Origin of the sequence: Neisseria zalophi (assembly GCF_008807015.1) — a bacterium.
Classification (GTDB): Bacteria; Pseudomonadota; Gammaproteobacteria; order Burkholderiales; family Neisseriaceae; genus Neisseria; species Neisseria zalophi.
The window spans coordinates 2,317,918-2,337,407 of record NZ_CP031700.1 but is presented as its reverse complement, the minus strand read 5'-3'; the positions used below and the strand labels follow the sequence as shown (position 1 = coordinate 2,337,407).

32 protein-coding genes are annotated in these 19,490 nt (G+C 41.4%); 27 read left to right on the top strand and 5 right to left on the bottom strand.

Going from position 1 to position 19,490, the window contains the following annotated elements:
• The first annotated feature begins 8 nt into the window (after positions 1-8).
• Positions 9-716, top strand: coding sequence for a thiol:disulfide interchange protein DsbA/DsbL (locus D0T92_RS10895; protein ID WP_151052806.1), 708 nt, complete (start codon positions 9-11; stop codon positions 714-716).
• 73 nt (positions 717-789) lie between these two features.
• Positions 790-1,617 carry an undecaprenyl-diphosphate phosphatase gene (locus D0T92_RS10890; RefSeq protein ID WP_151052804.1) on the top strand — a complete coding sequence of 276 codons (828 nt, stop codon included), beginning with the start codon at positions 790-792 and terminating at the stop codon, positions 1,615-1,617.
• 189 nt (positions 1,618-1,806) lie between these two features.
• Here the strand turns inward: D0T92_RS10890 and D0T92_RS10885 are convergent, their stop codons facing one another.
• The 3 genes from D0T92_RS10885 to D0T92_RS10875 form a co-directional block, all read right to left on the bottom strand.
• Positions 1,807-2,376 (bottom strand): hypothetical protein, encoded by a 570-nt coding sequence (locus D0T92_RS10885; RefSeq protein ID WP_151052802.1) that lies wholly within the window; start codon positions 2,374-2,376, stop codon positions 1,807-1,809.
• A 315-nt stretch (positions 2,377-2,691) separates the two neighbouring features.
• Complete coding sequence (gene dtd, locus D0T92_RS10880; protein WP_151052800.1) at positions 2,692-3,153, bottom strand: D-aminoacyl-tRNA deacylase; 462 nt, start codon at positions 3,151-3,153, stop codon at positions 2,692-2,694.
• Between the two features lie 55 nt (positions 3,154-3,208).
• The gene (locus D0T92_RS10875; protein ID WP_151052798.1) at positions 3,209-3,958 is read right to left on the bottom strand and encodes an amino acid ABC transporter permease; all 750 of its coding nucleotides are present in this window, start codon (positions 3,956-3,958) and stop codon (positions 3,209-3,211) included.
• 367 nt (positions 3,959-4,325) lie between these two features.
• Here D0T92_RS10875 and trhP point away from each other — a divergent pair, with 367 nt between their 5' ends.
• The gene (gene trhP, locus D0T92_RS10870; protein WP_151052796.1) at positions 4,326-5,681 is read left to right on the top strand and encodes a prephenate-dependent tRNA uridine(34) hydroxylase TrhP; all 1,356 of its coding nucleotides are present in this window, start codon (positions 4,326-4,328) and stop codon (positions 5,679-5,681) included.
• A gap of 24 nt (positions 5,682-5,705) precedes the next feature.
• On the opposite strand, the gene D0T92_RS10865 is transcribed toward trhP, so the two are convergent.
• Positions 5,706-6,257 carry a gluconokinase gene (locus D0T92_RS10865; protein ID WP_151052794.1) on the bottom strand — a complete coding sequence of 184 codons (552 nt, stop codon included), beginning with the start codon at positions 6,255-6,257 and terminating at the stop codon, positions 5,706-5,708.
• A gap of 20 nt (positions 6,258-6,277) precedes the next feature.
• Positions 6,278-7,663, bottom strand: a complete 1,386-nt coding sequence (locus D0T92_RS10860; protein WP_151052792.1) for a GntP family permease — start codon at positions 7,661-7,663, stop codon at positions 6,278-6,280.
• A gap of 429 nt (positions 7,664-8,092) precedes the next feature.
• On the opposite strand from D0T92_RS10860, the gene rplC reads away from it, so the two are divergent.
• The 24 genes from rplC (at position 8,093) to rpsK (ending at position 19,481) form a co-directional block, all read left to right on the top strand.
• Entirely contained in the window at positions 8,093-8,737 is a 645-nt protein-coding gene (gene rplC / locus D0T92_RS10855) for a 50S ribosomal protein L3 (RefSeq protein ID WP_151052790.1), read from the top strand.
• On the top strand, positions 8,737-9,357 hold the full coding sequence (gene rplD / locus D0T92_RS10850; protein ID WP_151052788.1) for a 50S ribosomal protein L4: 621 nt from the start codon (positions 8,737-8,739) through the stop codon (positions 9,355-9,357). Before rplC ends, rplD begins: the two co-directional genes overlap by 1 nt.
• Positions 9,354-9,668 carry a 50S ribosomal protein L23 gene (gene rplW, locus D0T92_RS10845; RefSeq protein WP_191963644.1) on the top strand — a complete coding sequence of 105 codons (315 nt, stop codon included), beginning with the start codon at positions 9,354-9,356 and terminating at the stop codon, positions 9,666-9,668. The genes rplD and rplW overlap by 4 nt, the downstream gene beginning before the upstream one ends.
• Positions 9,669-9,673: 5 nt before the next feature.
• Positions 9,674-10,507 (top strand): 50S ribosomal protein L2, encoded by an 834-nt coding sequence (gene rplB / locus D0T92_RS10840; RefSeq protein WP_151052784.1) that lies wholly within the window; start codon positions 9,674-9,676, stop codon positions 10,505-10,507.
• A gap of 5 nt (positions 10,508-10,512) precedes the next feature.
• Positions 10,513-10,791 carry a 30S ribosomal protein S19 gene (gene rpsS / locus D0T92_RS10835; protein ID WP_009119027.1) on the top strand — a complete coding sequence of 93 codons (279 nt, stop codon included), beginning with the start codon at positions 10,513-10,515 and terminating at the stop codon, positions 10,789-10,791.
• Between the two features lie 8 nt (positions 10,792-10,799).
• Entirely contained in the window at positions 10,800-11,129 is a 330-nt protein-coding gene (gene rplV / locus D0T92_RS10830; RefSeq protein ID WP_151052782.1) for a 50S ribosomal protein L22, read from the top strand.
• Positions 11,130-11,138: 9 nt separating this feature from the next.
• Positions 11,139-11,840 carry a 30S ribosomal protein S3 gene (gene rpsC / locus D0T92_RS10825; protein WP_151052780.1) on the top strand — a complete coding sequence of 234 codons (702 nt, stop codon included), beginning with the start codon at positions 11,139-11,141 and terminating at the stop codon, positions 11,838-11,840.
• Positions 11,824-12,240, top strand: a complete 417-nt coding sequence (gene rplP / locus D0T92_RS10820) for a 50S ribosomal protein L16 (protein ID WP_151052778.1) — start codon at positions 11,824-11,826, stop codon at positions 12,238-12,240. Before rpsC ends, rplP begins: the two co-directional genes overlap by 17 nt.
• A complete protein-coding gene (rpmC, locus tag D0T92_RS10815; RefSeq protein WP_151052776.1) occupies positions 12,240-12,431 on the top strand; it encodes a 50S ribosomal protein L29 in 192 nt (63 codons plus the stop codon). The genes rplP and rpmC overlap by 1 nt, the downstream gene beginning before the upstream one ends.
• The gene (gene rpsQ / locus D0T92_RS10810) at positions 12,431-12,694 is read left to right on the top strand and encodes a 30S ribosomal protein S17 (protein ID WP_151052774.1); all 264 of its coding nucleotides are present in this window, start codon (positions 12,431-12,433) and stop codon (positions 12,692-12,694) included. Before rpmC ends, rpsQ begins: the two co-directional genes overlap by 1 nt.
• Positions 12,695-12,932: 238 nt before the next feature.
• Positions 12,933-13,301 carry a 50S ribosomal protein L14 gene (gene rplN / locus D0T92_RS10805; RefSeq protein ID WP_151052772.1) on the top strand — a complete coding sequence of 123 codons (369 nt, stop codon included), beginning with the start codon at positions 12,933-12,935 and terminating at the stop codon, positions 13,299-13,301.
• 12 nt (positions 13,302-13,313) lie between these two features.
• The gene (gene rplX, locus D0T92_RS10800) at positions 13,314-13,637 is read left to right on the top strand and encodes a 50S ribosomal protein L24 (protein WP_151052770.1); all 324 of its coding nucleotides are present in this window, start codon (positions 13,314-13,316) and stop codon (positions 13,635-13,637) included.
• A 9-nt stretch (positions 13,638-13,646) separates the two neighbouring features.
• Positions 13,647-14,186, top strand: a complete 540-nt coding sequence (gene rplE, locus D0T92_RS10795; RefSeq protein WP_151052768.1) for a 50S ribosomal protein L5 — start codon at positions 13,647-13,649, stop codon at positions 14,184-14,186.
• Positions 14,187-14,189: 3 nt separating this feature from the next.
• Positions 14,190-14,495 carry a 30S ribosomal protein S14 gene (gene rpsN, locus D0T92_RS10790; protein ID WP_151052766.1) on the top strand — a complete coding sequence of 102 codons (306 nt, stop codon included), beginning with the start codon at positions 14,190-14,192 and terminating at the stop codon, positions 14,493-14,495.
• Positions 14,496-14,509: 14 nt separating this feature from the next.
• On the top strand, positions 14,510-14,902 hold the full coding sequence (gene rpsH / locus D0T92_RS10785; RefSeq protein ID WP_151052764.1) for a 30S ribosomal protein S8: 393 nt from the start codon (positions 14,510-14,512) through the stop codon (positions 14,900-14,902).
• Positions 14,903-14,915: 13 nt separating this feature from the next.
• The gene (gene rplF, locus D0T92_RS10780) at positions 14,916-15,449 is read left to right on the top strand and encodes a 50S ribosomal protein L6 (protein ID WP_151052761.1); all 534 of its coding nucleotides are present in this window, start codon (positions 14,916-14,918) and stop codon (positions 15,447-15,449) included.
• A 13-nt stretch (positions 15,450-15,462) separates the two neighbouring features.
• The gene (gene rplR, locus D0T92_RS10775) at positions 15,463-15,816 is read left to right on the top strand and encodes a 50S ribosomal protein L18 (protein WP_151052759.1); all 354 of its coding nucleotides are present in this window, start codon (positions 15,463-15,465) and stop codon (positions 15,814-15,816) included.
• Positions 15,817-15,832: 16 nt separating this feature from the next.
• Positions 15,833-16,351, top strand: coding sequence for a 30S ribosomal protein S5 (gene rpsE, locus D0T92_RS10770; RefSeq protein ID WP_151052757.1), 519 nt, complete (start codon positions 15,833-15,835; stop codon positions 16,349-16,351).
• Entirely contained in the window at positions 16,344-16,529 is a 186-nt protein-coding gene (gene rpmD / locus D0T92_RS10765) for a 50S ribosomal protein L30 (protein ID WP_151052755.1), read from the top strand. Before rpsE ends, rpmD begins: the two co-directional genes overlap by 8 nt.
• A gap of 1 nt (position 16,530) precedes the next feature.
• Entirely contained in the window at positions 16,531-16,965 is a 435-nt protein-coding gene (rplO, locus tag D0T92_RS10760; protein WP_151052753.1) for a 50S ribosomal protein L15, read from the top strand.
• Between the two features lie 12 nt (positions 16,966-16,977).
• Positions 16,978-18,291, top strand: a complete 1,314-nt coding sequence (gene secY, locus D0T92_RS10755) for a preprotein translocase subunit SecY (protein ID WP_151052751.1) — start codon at positions 16,978-16,980, stop codon at positions 18,289-18,291.
• A gap of 7 nt (positions 18,292-18,298) precedes the next feature.
• Positions 18,299-18,517, top strand: a complete 219-nt coding sequence (gene infA, locus D0T92_RS10750; protein ID WP_003684714.1) for a translation initiation factor IF-1 — start codon at positions 18,299-18,301, stop codon at positions 18,515-18,517.
• 187 nt (positions 18,518-18,704) lie between these two features.
• Entirely contained in the window at positions 18,705-19,067 is a 363-nt protein-coding gene (rpsM, locus tag D0T92_RS10745; protein WP_151052749.1) for a 30S ribosomal protein S13, read from the top strand.
• Positions 19,068-19,085: 18 nt separating this feature from the next.
• Entirely contained in the window at positions 19,086-19,481 is a 396-nt protein-coding gene (rpsK, locus tag D0T92_RS10740) for a 30S ribosomal protein S11 (RefSeq protein ID WP_151052747.1), read from the top strand.
• Positions 19,482-19,490 lie beyond the last annotated feature (9 nt).

Genomic DNA, 19,490 nt, shown 5'->3' with positions numbered 1-19,490 from the left:
AAAAACACATGAAATTGAAAACTATATTACTGGCAACCGCCACAGCACTGACTCTGGCAACACAGGCAAATGCAGCATTGGTAGAGGGAACCGACTACACTGTTTTACCACAACCGATTCCGCAAATCCAACCGGATGATAAAGTTGAAGTATTGGAGTTCTTTGGTTATTTTTGCGTACACTGCTATCACCTCGACCCGATTTTACTCAAACATACCCGTAGCTTCCCATCTGACACGTATTTGCGTACCGAACACGTGGTATGGCAACCGGAGCATTTAGGTTTGGCACGCTTAGCTGCCGCAGTCACCAGCTCTGGCTTGAAATATCAGGCAAACCCTGAGATTTTCAAAGCAGTTTACGAACAAAGAATCAATTTGGGTGATACCGATACATTCAAAAAATGGGCGGCAAACCAAAAAAGCTTTGATAGCGCCAAATTAGTTGCTGCTTACGATTCGTTCAGCAATCCTGCCCAAGCTAAGAAAATGGAAGAGCTGACCAATATGTATCAAATCAGCGGTACCCCGACCATTATCGTTGGCGGTAAGTATCAGGCTAAATTTTCCGGTGATTGGAACAGCGCAATGAACACCATTGATCAGTTGGTCGAAAAAGTACGTGGTGAGCGTGGTTTGAAAAAACCGGCAGCCAAAGCTCCTGTTCAAGCTTTGAAAAGCAAAGGTGCCCTGATTGCCAAATCAGCCAATAAGTAATATGTAATCAGTAAATAGGCAGCCAAACAGGGCTGCCTTCTCTATTTCTTTCATAAGGCCGTCTGAAATAATTATGGATATTCTTTTGTCGTTAAAAGCCCTGATTCTCGGTATTATCGAAGGGTTAACCGAGTTTTTGCCCATTTCCAGCACAGGCCATTTGATTGTGGTGGGCGATTTGCTTGATTTTCGTAGTAATGGGAAAGTATTTGAAATTGCCATTCAGTTGGGAGCTGTGTTGGCTGTTATTTTTGAATATCGCCAACGCTTTAAGCATGTGCTAACCCATGTCGGCAAAGATGCCGAAGTGAACCGTTTTGTTGTGAATTTGGGCGTGGCCTTTATCCCTGCCGCAGTCGTGGGTTTGTTGTTTAGTAAACAAATTAAGCTGTATCTGTTCAATCCGATTAGCGTGGCGACGGCTTTGGTGGTCGGTGGATTTATTATTTTGTGGGTGGAAAACAGACAAAAAAGTATCCCGCCACGCGTTAACCGTGTTGATGATATGCGCATGCGTGATGCGCTGGTGGTTGGCCTTGCCCAGATTTGTGCGCTGATTCCGGGCACTTCCCGTTCGGGTAGTACGATTATGGGCGGCATGATTTGGGGGTTGGAGCGGAAAGTAGCCACTGAGTTTTCTTTTTTCTTAGCCGTTCCGGTGATGATTGCGGCAACTTTTTATGATGTTTTGAAAAACTATGAATTGTTTACCTTGCAAGATATCGGCCTGATTGTGATTGGTTTTGTGTCTGCTTTTATTGCCGGTTTGTTGGCAGTTAAAGCATTACTGAAGTTTGTGGCATCTAAGAATTACGTGCCGTTTGCTTATTACCGGATTATATTCGGCGGGCTGATTCTGATTTCTTGGCAAATGGGTTGGATAAGCTGGACGGAAATGTAAACCGTACGACTATTCTGGCAATATGGCTGATTGATACATAAATCTTGAAAAGGCTGTCTGAAATGTTTTCAGACGGCCTCGGGTTGTATAACTATGTTTTAGCATTAATTGTTTTATTTATATGTAAAAAATTATGATTATTCTAGGATAACTAGGGCAGCGCCGGAATTATATTTATAACAACCATAGTTATATAGGATGATTCCACATACTATATATCCATTTTATGAATTCATTTGCTTCCCCATTAGGATTGATAATTTTATTTTGTTCAACTATTTTGTCATAGTATTCAAGCTCGTGAACCAATATAGGAATTTTCTTATTTGTTAAATAGGGTAATATATTTTTTTGAATTTCACTTGCTACATCAACGCATAGCTTAGTAAATACAATACTTATTTGCTCACCAAGCTCCATGCATTTATCAAAATATTTATCTTCTTCTTCATCAGTATAGAATAAATTTAGTTCCTTTATCCAGGTTTCAACAACTTTTTTATCATCCTCTGAATAACCGAATTGATATTCTTCATTTTGTAACCAAAATGCATAATTCCACTTTGCTTCTTGTTCATTAGAGGCTAAATTAATACTCTCTTGCCAGTTTTTGATAGTATTAAAACCAAGTATTAGTATCGGGGTTCTAAGATCATCATATTCAAAGAATATGAATAATGAGATTACATAAATCTCATCAAAATTCCATTTTTTTATTTCGTTAGAAACCCCATTGTAAATTATTTCTTTTATTTTCATTTTATAACCAATTAAAATTTATTATATAAATATAATTTTTTTGCTAAGGTAAATCCAGAAATTGCTTATGACTATGTTATATAATATTTGTACATTAGTAGAATGAATGTGGTAGTGCATCAATTCTTTTTAGAAATTCTGAATAGCTGAATGGCAAATTATTTGGGAAATGGTCAAGGTTAAGAGATGTTTAACCGCTCCTAAATCAATGCAAAAGAAATTTATTCCATAGATTGATTTGTATACCGGTTCTTAATTGATTATAAAATATAGACTTACGCTTTTGTATAAAAATTATAGACTCAAGTAATTTGTTTAGAATAATTTTTGAGAATCCAGCAATAAGGTCACCGGGCCGTCGTTGCACAAGCTAACCTGCATGTGGGTTTGAAAGCGGCCTGTTTCAACAGGGATGCCTTGTTGCTCTAAAAAGGCACCGACCTGCTGATAAAGCCGATTGGCCTGTTCGGGTTTGGCTGCTTGCGAAAAAGAAGGGCGTCTGCCGTTGCGGGCGTCGGCGTATAAAGTGAATTGGGATACCAATAATACCGAGCCACCGGTATCTTTTAGAGAAAGGTTTAGTTTGCCTGCATCATCTTCAAAAATACGCAACAGGGCGATTTTGTCGGCAATATAGCGGGCATCGGCTTCGGTATCTTCATGGCCGACTCCGAGCAAAACCATTAAGCCGCTTTGAATCTTACCGGCGGTTTCGCTGTGGTTTGTTTCGATAACGTTGACTTCGGCATGGGTGACTTTTTGAATGACGGCGCGCATGGTTGGGTTTCACTGTAAAAAGGCCGTCTGAATATTTTCAGACGGCCATAATGGTTTATCGGTGGCCTGTGGTGCTGTATCGTTTTTCCAGTCGGGAAAACAGCCAGCCCAAACACATGGTCATGGCCAGATAAATCAGGGCGACGGTATAAAGCGGCGTATCGAAAATCGAATAACGGCCGGAAATAGCAGCTTGTACCGAAGCCAATTCGGCCACGGCAATGGCGGAAAGTAGCGAACTGTCTTTTAATAGGGTAATGAACTCGTTGGCCAATGGCGGCAGCATACGGCGTAGTGCCTGTGGCAGAATCACATAGCGCATGGCTTGCGGATAGGTCATCCCCAATGAGCGGGCGGCTTCAATTTGGCCGCGATCGATAGATTGGATACCGGCACGGAAAATTTCGGTAATGTAGGCGCCGGCATTGAAAATCAGTGCCAAACCGCCGGCAATCAATGCGCCGTAGTTGCGGCGTAATTCGCTGGCAAGTTCGCCGCTAATCAGCAGGCCGTCATTCGGGTGGATGAGTGCGACCGCCCAAACGTTGAACCAGATAAAAATTTGTACGAATAAAGGCGTGCCGCGGAATAAGGTAACGTAAATCAGCGAGATGGTTCTCAGCAGCCACGCGATAGCGCGTGTGAGCAGGTTGCCTTTTTCAAATCGGATAATACGGGCAAGCGCACCGAATAAACCTAAAATGGTGCCGCCCAACGTGGCGACAACGGTTAGCCCCAATGTGGTGAGCGCACCGTAGAAGAACATCTCGCGATATTCGTAAATAATGTCGAAGCGGAAATTCATGTGTCGGCTCTGTAGTGGTTTGAGTAAACAAAAAAGCGGTTGTGTTGTCCGCCGCGTTTAGATAAGCATTGTATTTTACAAGAAAATACATAACTTGAGATGATTTATGGCGAAGAAACTGAAGGATTATTGAAAAACAAGGTATATATAACAGGCTATTTATCGGTATTCAGACGGCCTTGTTATAAATGCGCCATATAACCGTATTATATCGGATAGCAAATGCCATGCCGTCTGAAAGCCCTATCCTGCTTGGCTTAAATTGACCTAACGCCTGAAAAGGCGCATAATTCCAAGCCTTGCCCGTTTCGTTTCAGACGGCATAACTGTTTGAAACATATTATTTTAATAACAAAGCAGACACACCATGAAATCACCAGAATTGCTTCTTCCCGCCGGCGGCCTCGAGCGTATGCGCGCCGCTTTTGATTATGGCGCCGATGCCGTTTATGCTGGTAGCCCGCGTTATTCTCTGCGTGCCCGTAATAATGAATTTGCCAAATTGCCCGTATTGGAACAGGGAATTGCCGAGGCGCACCAACGCGGTAAAAAATTCTTTTTAACCGTTAACACCCTGCCGCATAATTCAAAATTAAAAACCTTTCTATCCGATATGGAGCCGTTAATCGCCATGCGCCCGGATGCGTTGATTATGGCCGATCCGGGTTTGATTATGCAGGTGCGTGAAAAATGGCCGGAAATGCCGATTCACCTTTCTGTACAAGCCAATACCACCAATTATTGGGGCGTGAAATTTTGGCAGAAAATCGGCGTGGAGCGGATTATTTTGTCGCGCGAATTGAGCATGGAGGAAATCACCGAAATCCGCCAAGAATGCCCCGATATCGAGTTGGAAGTGTTTGTGCACGGGGCTTTGTGTATTGCTTATTCAGGCCGCTGCCTGCTTTCCGGCTATTTCAACCACCGCGACCCGAATCAGGGCACATGCACCAATGCTTGTCGCTGGGATTATAAAGTCCACAATGCCGAAACCGATGAAATGGGCGACGCCAAATTATTGCAGGGCTTTAATTTCCATCAGGCACAAGAAGAGGCCGATGCTGCATTCGAAGGTATTAACGGGCAGGTGCGCCATCCCGAAGCCAATAAAGTCTTTTTGATTGAAGAAGCCAACCGTCCCGGTGAGTTGATGCCGATTATGGAAGACGAACACGGCACTTATATTATGAATTCCAAAGATTTGCGTGCGATTGAGCAAGTGGCGAAATTGGCGGAAATCGGTGTGGACAGTTTGAAAGTAGAAGGGCGTACCAAGTCGGTTTATTATGTTGCCCGCGTGGCGCAAGCCTACCGTAAAGCCATTGATGATGCCGTAGCCGGCAAGCCGTTTGATTACAGCCTGCTGGCCGAATTGGAGGGTTTGGCCAACCGCGGCTATACCTCAGGCTTTTTGGAGCGGCACCAAACACAAGATTATCAAAACTATCTGAACGGGCATTCATTGGCCAAACAAAGCCAGTTTGTCGGCCAAGTGACCGAAATCGACGCGCAGGGCTGGGCAACGGTGGAAGTGAAAAACCGTTTTGCCGTCGGCGATACGATTGAAATTATCCATCCGCAAGGCAATCAGACTATTGTTTTAGAGGCCATGACGCGCAAAGGCGAAGCAGTGGATGTGGCGCCCGGCAATGGTATTCAAGTGAAGATTCCGAATATGGCGGGCAAAGACCGCGCATTGGTTGCTAGGATTATGAATCCTTAAAATATTAATTTGAACCCGCTGGACTTAACTGTTATTTGGATGCATTGTTAATGCTTTAAAGTTTTGTTGATTTATCCATTGTAAAACTTCGTTTTGAACTGATTCAGGATTGCTGGCATTATTAATACGGATACCTTCTTCATCAGTTTGTAAGGCTTCCAACGTTTCTAATTGTGATGCCAGCATACCTGCTTTCATATAGTGACCCTTGCGTGCTTTCATACGTTCGAGATTGATTTCGTATGGTGGATCAAGGTGAATAAAAACAACTTTACCATCAGCCTCTCGGAGAATATCGCGATACTGCCGTTTTAGTGCCGAACAGGTAATAATATCTACAACCGCTCCGGTTTTTGTTTGCTTGGTCATCCAATCACGCAAACTGCGCAACCATGGATAACGGTCTTTATCCGTAAGCGGAATGCCGGAGCCCATCTTATCGCGATTGGCTTGAGGGTGAAAATCATCACCTTCTGCATAGGGGCATTGAAAATATTGTTGTAACGCTATGGCAAGCGTGGTTTTCCCGCACCCGCTAACACCCATAATTACAATATGTAAGGTAGATTGATCCATATTCGTTTCCCTCATGGTTGTTACAGTATGCTGAAAACCAATGCAGATAAGGCAAAGCCGACAATGGCAATCAGTGTTTGGTTAACCGTCCATGTTTTTAATGTGGTCGGTACATCCATATCTAATAATCGTCCGACCAACCAGAAGCCCGAATCGTTGAAATGACTGGCTCCGACGGATCCTGCGGCAGTGGCCAACACCACGCAAGCCAATTGCCAATCGTTTAATCCGGCTGCGGCTACCGCGGGGGCCATTAGCGCGGCTGCAGTTGTGAGTGCCACTGTTGCAGAACCTTGTGCAATGCGTAGGACTAAAGCTACCAAGAAACATCCCCAAAGCACGGGAATACCCAATTGACTCATGCTGTCTGCCAATGCTTGGCCGATGCCGGAAGCGCGTAAAACTCCGCCGAACATACCACCCGCGCCGGTAATCAGGATTACCGAACACACTGGAGCAAGTGCGCCATCAATAGTTTTTTCCAGTGCAGAGGCTTCTTTACCGCGCTTACGGCCTAAAACGAACATGGCCACCAAAACCGAAATCAATAAGGCTATGGGTGTAGAGCCTATCATGCGCAAAAATGATGCCCATGAAGCATTGCCGTCAATCATATTTTCGGCCGTTAATGTTGCCAAACCGGTGTTCAAGAAAATTAATAACATCGGAATCAACATAATCCCGATAACCGTACCGGCTCCTGCCGGTTCATCAGGACTATCGTTATCCGGTGTGCCACCGCTGAGTAAGTTGGGTATGGGAACATAAATATGCCTGCCGAGAAACTTACCCAACAGATAACCGCTGAAATACCAAGTAATAAAAGCCAAAGGTAATCCGAGTAGTAATACATAACCGATGCCCGCACCGTAAAATTCAGAGGCGGCAATAGGGCCGGGGTGGGGCGGCAGAAAAACATGCATCACGGAAAAAGCACCGATAGAAGCCAAACCATAAGCCAATACGGGTGCTTTCATACGGCGGGCGGTAGCAAAAACAATCGGTAGCATAACTACCAAGCCGGCATCAAAGAAAATCGGAAAACCAAAAATTAAAGAGGCGACACCTAAGGCAAAAGGAGCATTTTTTTCACCAAACATGTGCACCAACGAATCTGCCAAAGATTGTGCGCCGCCTGATGTTTCAACCAATCGCCCCAGCATTGCCCCCAATCCCACCAATAATGCAACATTACCGAGCGTGCCGCCGAAATTTTTGACCAGTACGTCATTTACAATTTCACTTGTCGGCAAGCCGGTGGCGATGGCTGTTAGCAGGCTGACAATGGTTAATGTTAATAATGCATGGATACGAAGTTTAACAATTAATAATAAAATCAGCAGAATAGCGGCAGCGGCAATCCCTAATAAAGTGCCGGTGCTTAAAGTTTGAGTCCAAGTATCCATCCAGAGAACTCCTTGTTAAAAATAGGTTGTTTGAAAGTGATATTAAAACAATCAGATTTTTCTTTAATGTGCGTTCAATAAGTTTTTGGATATGAATTTAAGACATTTATATAGATAAAACGTTCGGACACATAAATTCAAAAAATGGGGCCGTCTGAAATCTTTTTTGCCCGACCGATATTGTAAAAAGAGTACGCATAAAATTTTATTTATTGCAACTAGAGTAATTGCATGTCATGTGAAATAAATATACAGATAATTAAGGTAAGCTGCTATTGGGCTGTAAAATACAGTTTTTACTTGAATATTTCTTGAATATAGAAATGGATATATGGTATAGTTTGCCGCTTGGCAATCCGCCAAAGTTTGTTTTAGTCCAATGGTCAGTCAATCGTAATTGACCCCTTTACTTAAAAAAGGAAAATAATCATGACGTTAGGTCTGGTTGGGCGCAAAGTAGGTATGACTCGCGTGTTTGACGAGCAGGGTGTTTCTGTTCCGGTAACCGTGTTGGATATGTCTGCGAATCGCGTCACTCAAGTAAAATCCAAAGATGCTGACGGCTATACGGCCGTTCAAGTTACCTTTGGTCAGAAAAAAGCAAATCGCGTGAATAAAGCCGATGCCGGACATTTTGCGAAAGCAGGTGTTGAAGCCGGTCGCGGTTTGATCGAATTTGCTTTGACTGAAGAAAAATTAGGCGAGCTGAAAGCCGGCGACGAAATTACTGTTGCTATGTTTGAAGCAGGCCAATTGGTAGATGTAACCGGCACCTCTAAAGGTAAAGGTTTTTCAGGTACTATTAAACGCCATAATTTCGGTGCTCAACGTACTTCACATGGTAACTCGCGTTCACATCGTGTTCCTGGTTCTATCGGTATGGCTCAGGATCCCGGTCGTGTATTCCCTGGTAAACGTATGGCCGGACAATACGGCAATACCAAATCAACTGTACAGAACTTAGAAATTGTACGAGTGGATGCAGAACGTCAGCTTCTGTTGGTAAAAGGCGCGGTTCCCGGTGCTGTAAACGGTGATGTGGTAGTGCGTCCCAGCGTGAAAGTAGGTGCGTAATGGAATTGAAATTAATTGATGCAAAAGGTCAGGTTTCAGGCGGCTTGTCTGTTTCTGATGCTTTGTTCGGTCGTGAATATAATGAAGCATTGGTTCATCAACTGGTAAATGCCTTCTTGGCAAATGCCCGTTCAGGTAACCGTGCGCAAAAAACACGTGCCGAAGTAAAACACTCTACGAAAAAACCGTGGCGTCAAAAAGGTACCGGTCGTGCACGTTCTGGTATGACATCTTCTCCGTTATGGCGTAAAGGTGGTCGTGCATTTCCGAATAAACCTGATGAAAATTTCACTCAAAAAGTTAACCGTAAAATGTACCGTGCAGGTATGGCAACGATTTTGTCTCAATTGGCGCGCGACGAGCGTTTGTTTGCTATTGAGGCATTGAGTGTTGATACGCCTAAAACCAAAGTTTTTGCCGAGCAAGTAAAAAATCTTGGTATGGAACAAGTTCTTTTTGTAACCAAACAGTTGGATGAGAACGTATACTTAGCTTCACGTAACTTGCCTAATGTATTGGTATTGGAAGCGCAACAAGTTGATCCTTATAGTCTGTTACGTTACAAAAAAGTAGTGATGACTAAAGAAGCAGTGGCGCAGTTAGAGGAGCAATGGGTATGAATCAACAACGTTTAACTCAAGTGATTTTGGCGCCTGTTGTTTCTGAAAAAAGCAATTTGCTGGCTGAAAAACGTAATCAAATGACTTTTAAAGTTTTGGCGAATGCTACCAAGCAAGAAATCAAAGCTGCCGTAGAATTGTTGTTTGATGTAAAAGTAGCTTCGGTTACCACCGTTACCACTAAAGGTAAAACAAAGCGTTTCGGACGTACGGTTGGTCGTCGTAGTGATGTCAAAAAAGCGTATGTAAGCTTGGCTGCCGGTCAGGAACTGGATTTGGAAGCCGCTGCTGCAGCTGCAGATAAGGAATAAGAAACATGGCTATTGTAAAAATGAAGCCTACCTCTGCTGGTCGTCGCGGCATGGTTCGTGTAACCACTGAAGGTTTGTATAAAGGTGCACCTTATGCAGCCTTGCTGGAGAAGAAAAATTCTACAGCCGGCCGCAATAATAACGGTCATATTACGACCCGTCACAAAGGTGGTGGTCATAAACATCATTATAGAATTGTAGACTTTAAGCGTAATAAGGATGGTATTCCTGCTAAAGTTGAGCGTATTGAATACGATCCTAACCGTACTGCGCACATTGCATTGCTGTGCTATGCAGATGGTGAGCGTCGTTACATCATTGCTCCGCGTGGTGTTAAAGTGGGTGCGGTTTTGGTGTCTGGTGCCGAGTCTGCTATTAAAACAGGTAATACTTTGCCTATTCGCAATATTCCTGTTGGTACAACCATTCACTGTATTGAAATGAAACCTGGTAAAGGTGCTCAACTTGCACGCTCTGCGGGTACTTCAGCAGTTCTGTTGGCCAAAGAAGGTATTTATGCTCAAGTGCGTTTGCGCTCTGGAGAAGTGCGTAAGATTCACGTTGATTGCCGTGCTACCATTGGTGAAGTAGGTAATGAAGAGCAAAGCTTGAAGAAAATCGGTAAAGCCGGTGCTAACCGCTGGCGTGGTATCCGTCCGACTGTTCGTGGTGTGGTGATGAACCCGGTTGATCACCCTCATGGTGGTGGTGAAGGCCGTACCGGTGAGGCTCGTGAACCTGTTAGCCCATGGGGTACTCCTTCTAAAGGTTACCGTACTCGTAATAACAAACGCACGGACAATATGATTGTTCGCCGCCGTTACTCAAATAAAGGTTAATTAATATGGCTCGTTCATTAAAAAAAGGCCCATATGTAGACCTGCATTTGCTCAAAAAAGTAGATGCGGCTCGTGCAAATAACGATAAGCGTCCTATTAAAACTTGGTCGCGTCGTTCTACTATCCTGCCTGATTTTATCGGTTTGACTATTGCTGTACACAACGGACGTACACATGTTCCTGTTTTCATCAGTGATAATATGGTTGGCCATAAATTAGGTGAATTCTCATTGACCCGTACCTTTAAAGGCCATTTGGCCGATAAAAAGGCTAAAAAGAAATAAGGTGAATCATGAGAGTAAATGCACAACATAAAAACGCCCGTATTTCTGCACAAAAAGCCAGATTGGTTGCAGATATGATTCGTGGCAAAGACGTTGCCCAAGCTTTAAATATCTTGGCATTCAGCCCTAAAAAAGGTGCTGAGTTAATCAAAAAAGTACTGGAATCAGCTATTGCAAATGCAGAGCATAACGAAGGTGCTGATATTGATGAGCTGAAAGTGGTCACCATTTTTGTTGACAAAGGCCCGAGTCTGAAACGTTTTCAGGCGCGTGCTAAAGGTCGTGGTAACCGCATCGAAAAACAAACTTGTCATATTAATGTGACAGTAGGTAATTAAGGAAAAGCTATGGGACAAAAGATTAATCCTACAGGCTTTCGCTTGGCGGTAACTAAAGACTGGTCTTCAAAATGGTTTGCAAAAAGCGGAGACTTTCCAACAGTATTGAAACAAGATATTGATGTAAGAGAATATCTGCGCAAGCGCTTAGCTAATGCCTCTGTTGGCCGTGTTGTTATCGAGCGCCCGGCAAAATCTGCACGTATTACCATTCACTCTGCCCGTCCGGGTGTGGTTATTGGTAAAAAAGGTGAAGATATTGAAATTTTGAAGCGTGATTTGCAAAAATTGATGGGTGTTCCCGTTCATGTAAATATTGAAGAAATCCGCAAGCCTGAGTTGGATGCACAAATTATTGCTGACAGTATTGCTCAGCAGTTGGAAAAACGTGTTCAATTCCGTCGCGCTATGAAACGTGCTATGCAAAATGCTATGCGTGTTGGTGCTAAGGGCATTAAAATTATGACTTCCGGCCGTTTGAATGGTGCTGATATTGCGCGTAGCGAGTGGTATCGTGAAGGACGTGTGCCTCTACATACTCTGCGTGCTAATGTTGATTATGCTACCAGTGAAGCACATACAACTTACGGTGTGTTGGGTTTGAAAGTTTGGGTTTATACCGGTGAAGGTAATGAAAAAGCGACACAAGTAAAATCCGGACAAGAGAAAAGACAAAGAAAGGCAGGTGGTCGTCATGCTGCAGCCAACTAGACTGAAATATCGCAAACAGCATAAAGGCCGCAATACCGGTATTGCTACCCGTGGTAACAAGGTTAGCTTTGGTGAGTTTGGTTTAAAAGCAGTGGGTCGAGGTCGTCTTACTGCTCGTCAAATTGAAGCTGCTCGTCGTACTATGACTCGTCATATTAAGCGTGGCGGACGTATTTGGATCAGAGTGTTTCCTGATAAACCGATTACATCAAAACCCGCTGAAGTGCGTATGGGTGGCGGTAAAGGTTCTCCCGAATACTATGTGGCAGAAATTCAGCCTGGTAAAATGCTGTATGAAATGGATGGAGTACCTGAGACTTTGGCTAGAGAAGCCTTTCAATTGGCTTCAGCTAAATTGCCTATTCCAACAGTGTTTGTAGTAAGACAGGTAGGTCAATAATGAAAGCGAATGAATTGAAAGATAAGTCCATTGAGCAATTAAATGCAGATTTACTTGATTTGCTGAAAACACAATTTGGCTTACGTATGCAAAATGCTACAGGCCAATTGGGTAAGTCAAGTGAAATGAAGCGGGTACGTCGTGATATTGCTCGTATTAAAACCATCTTAACTGAAAAAGGTGTTAAATAATGAGCGAAGTAAAAAATATCCGTACTTTGCAAGGCAAAGTCATTAGCGACAAAATGGATAAAACGGTAACAGTTTTAGTTGAGCGTAAAGTAAAACATCCTTTGTATGGAAAAATTATACGTCGTTCATCTAAGATTCATGCACATGATGAGCAAAATCAATATGGAATTGGCGATATTGTGGTCATTGCTGAAACTCGTCCGTTATCTAAAACGAAATCTTGGATCGTTAAAGACCTAGTGGAAAAAGCACGTGCTGTTTAAAAATTAATACAGTACGGTTTTAATAAAGAAACGAAGTGTTGCATAAATTTTGATTTATATGTAAACTTCGTTTCTTATCTTTCAAATTTCCTCTGAAAGTTTCTTCCCCTTCGGGATCCAAGACTGGTTTACTAGAACCCTAGATAGGTTTCAAACAACTACTGCCAAATTATTAATAAATGTGTTAGTAGATGGTTTGAAAAAGGTAAATTAAGTTGGTTTTTAAAAAGGTAATAAAATGATTCAAATGCAGACCATTTTAGGTGTGGCTGACAATTCTGGTGCGCGTCGTGTTATGTGTATCAAAGTTTTAGGCGGCTCGAAGCGTCGTTATGCCTCAGTTGGTGATATTATTAAAGTCGCAGTTAAAGATGCGGCCCCTAGAGGTCGTGTTAAAAAAGGTGATGTTTATAATGCTGTGGTTGTGCGTACGGCCAAAGGTGTTCGTCGTACTGATGGAGCATTAATTAAATTTGATAATAATGCCGCTGTTTTGTTAAACAATAAATTGGAACCTTTAGGTACGCGTATTTTTGGTCCGGTAACTCGTGAGTTACGTACCGAGCGCTTTATGAAAATTGTTTCATTGGCACCTGAAGTTTTGTAAGGAGTGATGACGATGAACAAAATAATTAAAGGTGACAAAGTTATTGTTATTGCCGGTAAGGATAAAGGCAAGCAAGGTGAGGTTGTTAAGGTTTTGGGTGATAAAATTGTTATTGATGGCGTAAATGTCGTTAAGCGTCATCAAAAACCAAACCCTATGCGCGGCATTGAAGGTGGTATTGTGGTAAAAAATATGCCTTTAGCCATTTCAAATGTTGCTATTGTAAACCCTGAGACAAATAAAGCAGACCGCGTTGGCGTTAAGCTGATCGAGAGCGATGGTAAAGTTAAACGTGTTCGCTTTTTTAAATCTAATGGCTCTATCATTGGGGCATAAGGAGATAATATGGCTCGTTTGAGAGAGTTTTATAACAGCACAGTTGTTCCTGAATTGATGAAGCAATTTAACTATAAATCAATTATGGAAGTGCCCCGTATTGAAAAAATTACTTTAAATATGGGTGTTGGTGAAGCAGTTGCTGATAAGAAAGTAATGGAGCATGCGGTTTCTGACTTAGAGAAAATCGCTGGGCAAAAGCCAGTTGTGACTGTTGCTCGTAAATCAATTGCTGGGTTTAAAATTCGTGATAATTATCCGGTAGGATGTAAAGTTACTTTACGCCGCGAACAAATGTTTGAATTTTTAGACCGGTTGGTGACAATTGCGTTACCTCGTGTTCGTGACTTCCGTGGTGTAAGTGGTAAGTCTTTTGATGGTAGTGGTAACTACAATATGGGTATTCGCGAGCAGATTATTTTCCCTGAAATTGAATATGATAAAATTGACGCTTTACGTGGTTTGAATATTACCATTACTACAACTGCTAAAACAGATGAAGAAGCAAAAGCTTTACTATCATTATTCAAGTTTCCCTTTAAAGGATAATTCATGGCTAAAAAAGCACTTGTTAATCGCGAATTGAAACGCATTGCTTTGGCTAAAAAATATGCTGCCAAACGTGAGGCTATCTTTGCTGTCATTAATGATTCAAATGCTTCAGATGAAGAGCGTTTTGAAGCGCGTTTAAAATTACAGGCAATCCCGCGCAATGCTGCACCAGTTCGTCAGCGTCGCAGATGCGCATTGACTGGTCGTCCTCGTGGCACTTTCCGTAAATTCGGTTTGGGTCGTATTAAAATCCGTGAAATTGCTATGCGTGGCGAGATTCCGGGTGTTGTTAAAGCTAGCTGGTAATAGGAGTATTAGTTATGAGTATGCATGATCCTATTTCCGATATGTTGACTCGTATCCGAAATGCACAGCGTGCAAATAAAATTTCAGTTGCTATGCCATCTTCTAAATTAAAATGTGCAATTGCACAAGTTTTAAAAGAAGAAGGCTATATTGAAGATTTTCAAGTTTCTGCCGATATGAAGCCAATATTGGAGATTCAATTGAAATATTATGCAGGTCGTCCTGTAATTGAGCAAATTAAACGCGTATCTCGCCCTGGTTTGCGTATTTATAAAGCTTCAAATGATATTCCAAACGTAATGAATGGTTTGGGTGTCGCTATTGTAAGTACTTCTAAAGGTGTAATGACTGATCGTAAAGCACGCTCTGAAGGAGTGGGTGGTGAGTTATTATGCATTGTTGCCTAGTGGAGAATAAAAGATGTCACGTGTAGCTAAAAATCCAGTGACTGTTCCTGCTGGGGTTGATGTTAAATTTGGAACAGATGTTATTACGGTTAAAGGTAAAAATGGTGAGTTGTCTTTACCAATGACCGATGATGTATCAGTTGAGCTGAAAGATGGGCAGTTAATGTTTTCTGCAAAAAATAACAGCAAACATGCAAATGCTATGTCTGGTACTGTTCGTGCTTTAATTAATAATATGGTTAAAGGCGTATCTGAAGGCTTTGAGAAAAAATTACAATTAATTGGTGTTGGTTATAGAGCTCAGGCACAAGGTAAAACTTTAAATTTATCTTTAGGTTTTTCTCATCCAATTGTTTATGAAATGCCAGAAGGTGTTTCAGTTCAAACTCCTAGCCAAACAGAAATTGTTCTAACTGGTCCCGATAAACAGGTTATTGGTCAAGTGGCCGCTGAAATTCGTTCTTATAGATCTCCTGAGCCTTATAAAGGTAAAGGTGTTCGCTATGTAGGCGAAGTGGTGGTAATGAAAGAAGCCAAGAAAAAATAATTGAGGTTCTTTAATGAATAAACGTACAACTCGACTCCGCCGTGCACGTAAAACCCGTGCTCATATTGCGGATTTGAAAATGGTTAGATTGTGTGTGTTCCGATCAAATAGCCATATTTATGCTCAGATTATCAATGCTGAGGGTGACAAAGTGTTAGCTCAGGCATCCACATTGGAATCTGATTTGAAAGATAGTTTGAAGTCTGGTAGCACTGTTGAGGCGGCTGTAGCTGTTGGTAGACGTATTGCTGAAAAAGCTAAAGCTGTTGGTGTCGATAAAGTTGCTTTCGATCGTTCAGGTTTTCAATATCATGGTCGTGTGAAAGCTTTAGCAGAAGCTGCTCGTGAGAATGGCTTGAGCTTTTAAAGGATTGGAGATTTAAATGGCAAAACATGATATTGAAGAACGTGGTGATGGCTTTATTGAGAAAATGGTAGCTGTTAACCGTGTAACTAAAGTAGTTAAAGGTGGACGTATAATGGCCTTTTCTGCTTTGACTGTTGTTGGTGATGGTGATGGTCGAATCGGAATGGGTAAAGGTAAATCTAAGGAAGTACCTGTAGCTGTTCAAAAAGCTATGGATCAAGCCCGTCGTTCAATGATTAAAGTTCCATTAAAAAATGGAACCATTCATCATGAAGTAATTGGTAAACATGGTGCAACCCGTGTATTTATGCAACCTGCAAAAGAAGGTAGTGGTGTAAAAGCAGGCGGTCCTATGCGTTTGGTTTTTGATGCAATGGGGATCCATAATATCTCTGCTAAAGTTCATGGTTCTACTAACCCTTACAATATTGTAAGAGCCACTTTGAATGGCTTGGGTAAATTATATACTCCAGCTGATATTGCTGCTAAGCGTGGTTTGAATGTTGAAGATATTTTAGGAGTAAGTCATGAGTGAAGCGAAAACGATTAAAGTAACTTTAGCTAAAAGCCTGATTGGTACTATTCAAGCTCATCGAGATTGTGCACGTGGCTTAGGATTACGTCATCGTGAACATACAGTAGAAGTGTTGGATACTCCAGAAAATCGTGGCATGATCAATAAAATCAGTTACCTTTTAAAAGTGGAGTCGTAAAATGTATTTAAATACTATTCAGCCTGCAGAAGGTTCAACTCATGCTAAACGACGTGTTGGTCGTGGTATTGGTAGTGGGTTGGGTAAAACCGGTGGCCGTGGCCATAAAGGCCAAAAAAGTCGGGCCGGTGGTTTTCATAAAGTAGGTTTCGAAGGCGGTCAAATGCCTTTACAGCGCCGTTTGCCGAAACGCGGCTTTAAATCGTTAACTGCAAATTCTACAGCAGAAGTGAGTTTGAAGGATTTGGATTCAATTGCTGTTGATCAAATTGATTTATTAGTTCTTAAGCAAGCAGGATTGGTAAATACTAATATTGCTAATGTTAAAGTAATTGCAACTGGCTCTATTGGTAAGGCGATTACTTTAAAAGGTATTAAAGCCACAAAAGGTGCGAAATCTTTGATTGAAGCTGCTGGTGGCAAAGTAGAAGAATAAGGCTTATATTAAGTGGCGAATCAACTAAAATTATCAGGTCCGACTAAGTTCGGAGATTTAAAAAAACGTTTAGTATTTTTATTGGGCGCATTAATTGTTTTTCGTATTGGTGCGCATATACCTGTGCCTGGAGTTGATGCAGCTGCATTGGCTAAGCTTTATGAAAGTGCAAGCAGTGGCATTCTGGGAATGTTGAATATGTTTTCAGGAGGGTCACTGGAGCGCTTTAGTATTTTTGCGATTGGTATTATGCCATATATTTCGGCATCAATTATCGTCCAATTGGCTTCTGAAATTCTTCCTTCGTTAAAGGCTTTGAAGAAAGAAGGAGAAGCTGGTCGTAAGACTATAACCAAATATACACGGTACGGTACTGTATTATTAGCAATAATGCAAAGTTTTGGTGTAGCTACATTTGTTTTTCAGCAAAATATAGTAGTAGTTTCTCAACTGGAATTCTTTATTTCTACCGTTGTTTGTTTGGTAACTGGTACTATGTTTTTAATGTGGTTGGGTGAACAAATTACTGAACGTGGTGTTGGTAATGGTATTTCCCTAATAATCACTGCTGGTATTGCTGCCGGAGTACCTTCTGGGATCATTCAATTAATTACATTAACAAATCAGGGCGCAATGAGTATGTTTACAGCTGTGTCTTTGGTTGTTGGTGTTATATTGTTAATTTATATTGTTGTGTATTTTGAAAGTGCTCAGAGAAAAATACCGGTGCAATATGCTAAAAGACAACTAGGCAATAGAGTAATTCAAAGCCAGAATACTCATATGCCTTTCAAATTAAATATGGCTGGGGTTATACCGCCAATTTTTGCGTCTAGTATTATTCTTTTCCCTTCTACTTTATTAAGTTGGTTTGGTTCAGTTGATACAAATAGTTGGATTCAAAAAGCTATAGGAATGCTTCAGCATGGCCAGCCAATTTATATTTTATTGTTTGCAACAACAATAGTTTTTTTCTGTTATTTTTACACTGCATTAGTTTTTAGCCCCAAAGAAATGGCTGAGAATTTGAAGAAAAGTGGTGCATTTGTTCCAGGTATCAGACCCGGCGTACAAACTTCTAAATATTTAGAGAATGTTGTTTTACGTTTAACATTGTTTGGTGCATTATACATAACTATTATTTGTTTGATTCCTGAATTTTTAACTTCAGTGTTGAATATTCCTTTTTATTTAGGTGGTACATCACTACTTATTTTAGTGGTGGTGACAATGGATTTTAGTACTCAAATTGATGCATATAAAGTGACTCAGCAGTATGAACACTTAATTAAGCGTTCAGATATGAAATCATTAACTCATAAGTAAATATAATATGGCTAAAGAAGATACCATACAAATGCAGGGTGAAATTTTAGAAACTTTACCTAATGCAACTTTTAAAGTAAAACTGGAAAATGATCATGTTGTTTTAGGTCATATTTCTGGCAAAATGCGAATGCACTATATACGGATCTCCCCAGGAGATAAGGTTACTGTGGAATTAACTCCATATGATTTAACCAGAGCGCGTATAGTATTTAGAGCAAGATAATTAAAGAGAAAATCCTTATGCAACTTTTTATAAAACAAACTGGTTGCATCTGTGAAATTATTCGCTGTAATCAGTCATTATATTTTATTTATACTGATTCTCGTCATAGACAATGTCAAGATTAAGAGTGGTTTCTTTAAATTTGATTTTGTGATATATTAACCTATTTTGCCAAAAGGAAAAAAGTATGGCTCGTATTGCAGGGGTAAATATCCCGAATAATGCCCATATCGTAATTGGCTTACAAGCTATTTACGGTATTGGTTCGACTCGTGCTAAATTAATCTGTCAGGCTGCAAATATTGAGCCTAGTACTAAAGTAAAAGATTTAGATGAGTCACAATTAGAATCTTTGCGTGAGCAAGTTTCTAAATATGAAGTAGAAGGTGATTTGCGTCGTGAAGTGACTATGAGCATTAAACGACTGATGGATATGGGTTGTTATCGTGGTTTTAGACATCGTCGTGGTCTGCCTACTCGTGGTCAGCGTACACGTACTAATGCTAGAACTAGAAAAGGCCCACGCAAAGCAATTGCCGGTAAAAAATAATTTTTAAGGATTTAATTAATGGCTAAAGCAAACACAGCTTCACGTGTACGCAAAAAAGTACGTAAAACCGTGAGTGAAGGTATTGTGCATGTTCATGCTTCTTTTAACAATACCATCATTACTATTACAGATCGTCAAGGAAATGCATTATCTTGGGCTACCTCAGGCGGTGCTGGATTTAAAGGTTCTCGTAAAAGTACACCGTTTGCTGCTCAGGTAGCAGCAGAAAGCGCTGGTAAAGTTGCCCAAGAGTATGGTGTTAAAAATTTAGAAGTTCGTATTAAAGGCCCTGGACCGGGTCGTGAATCTTCTGTTCGTGCGCTCAACGCTCTTGGTTTTAAAATTACCAGCATTACTGACGTTACTCCGTTACCGCATAACGGTTGCCGTCCACCTAAAAAACGTCGTATTTAATATTGGAGT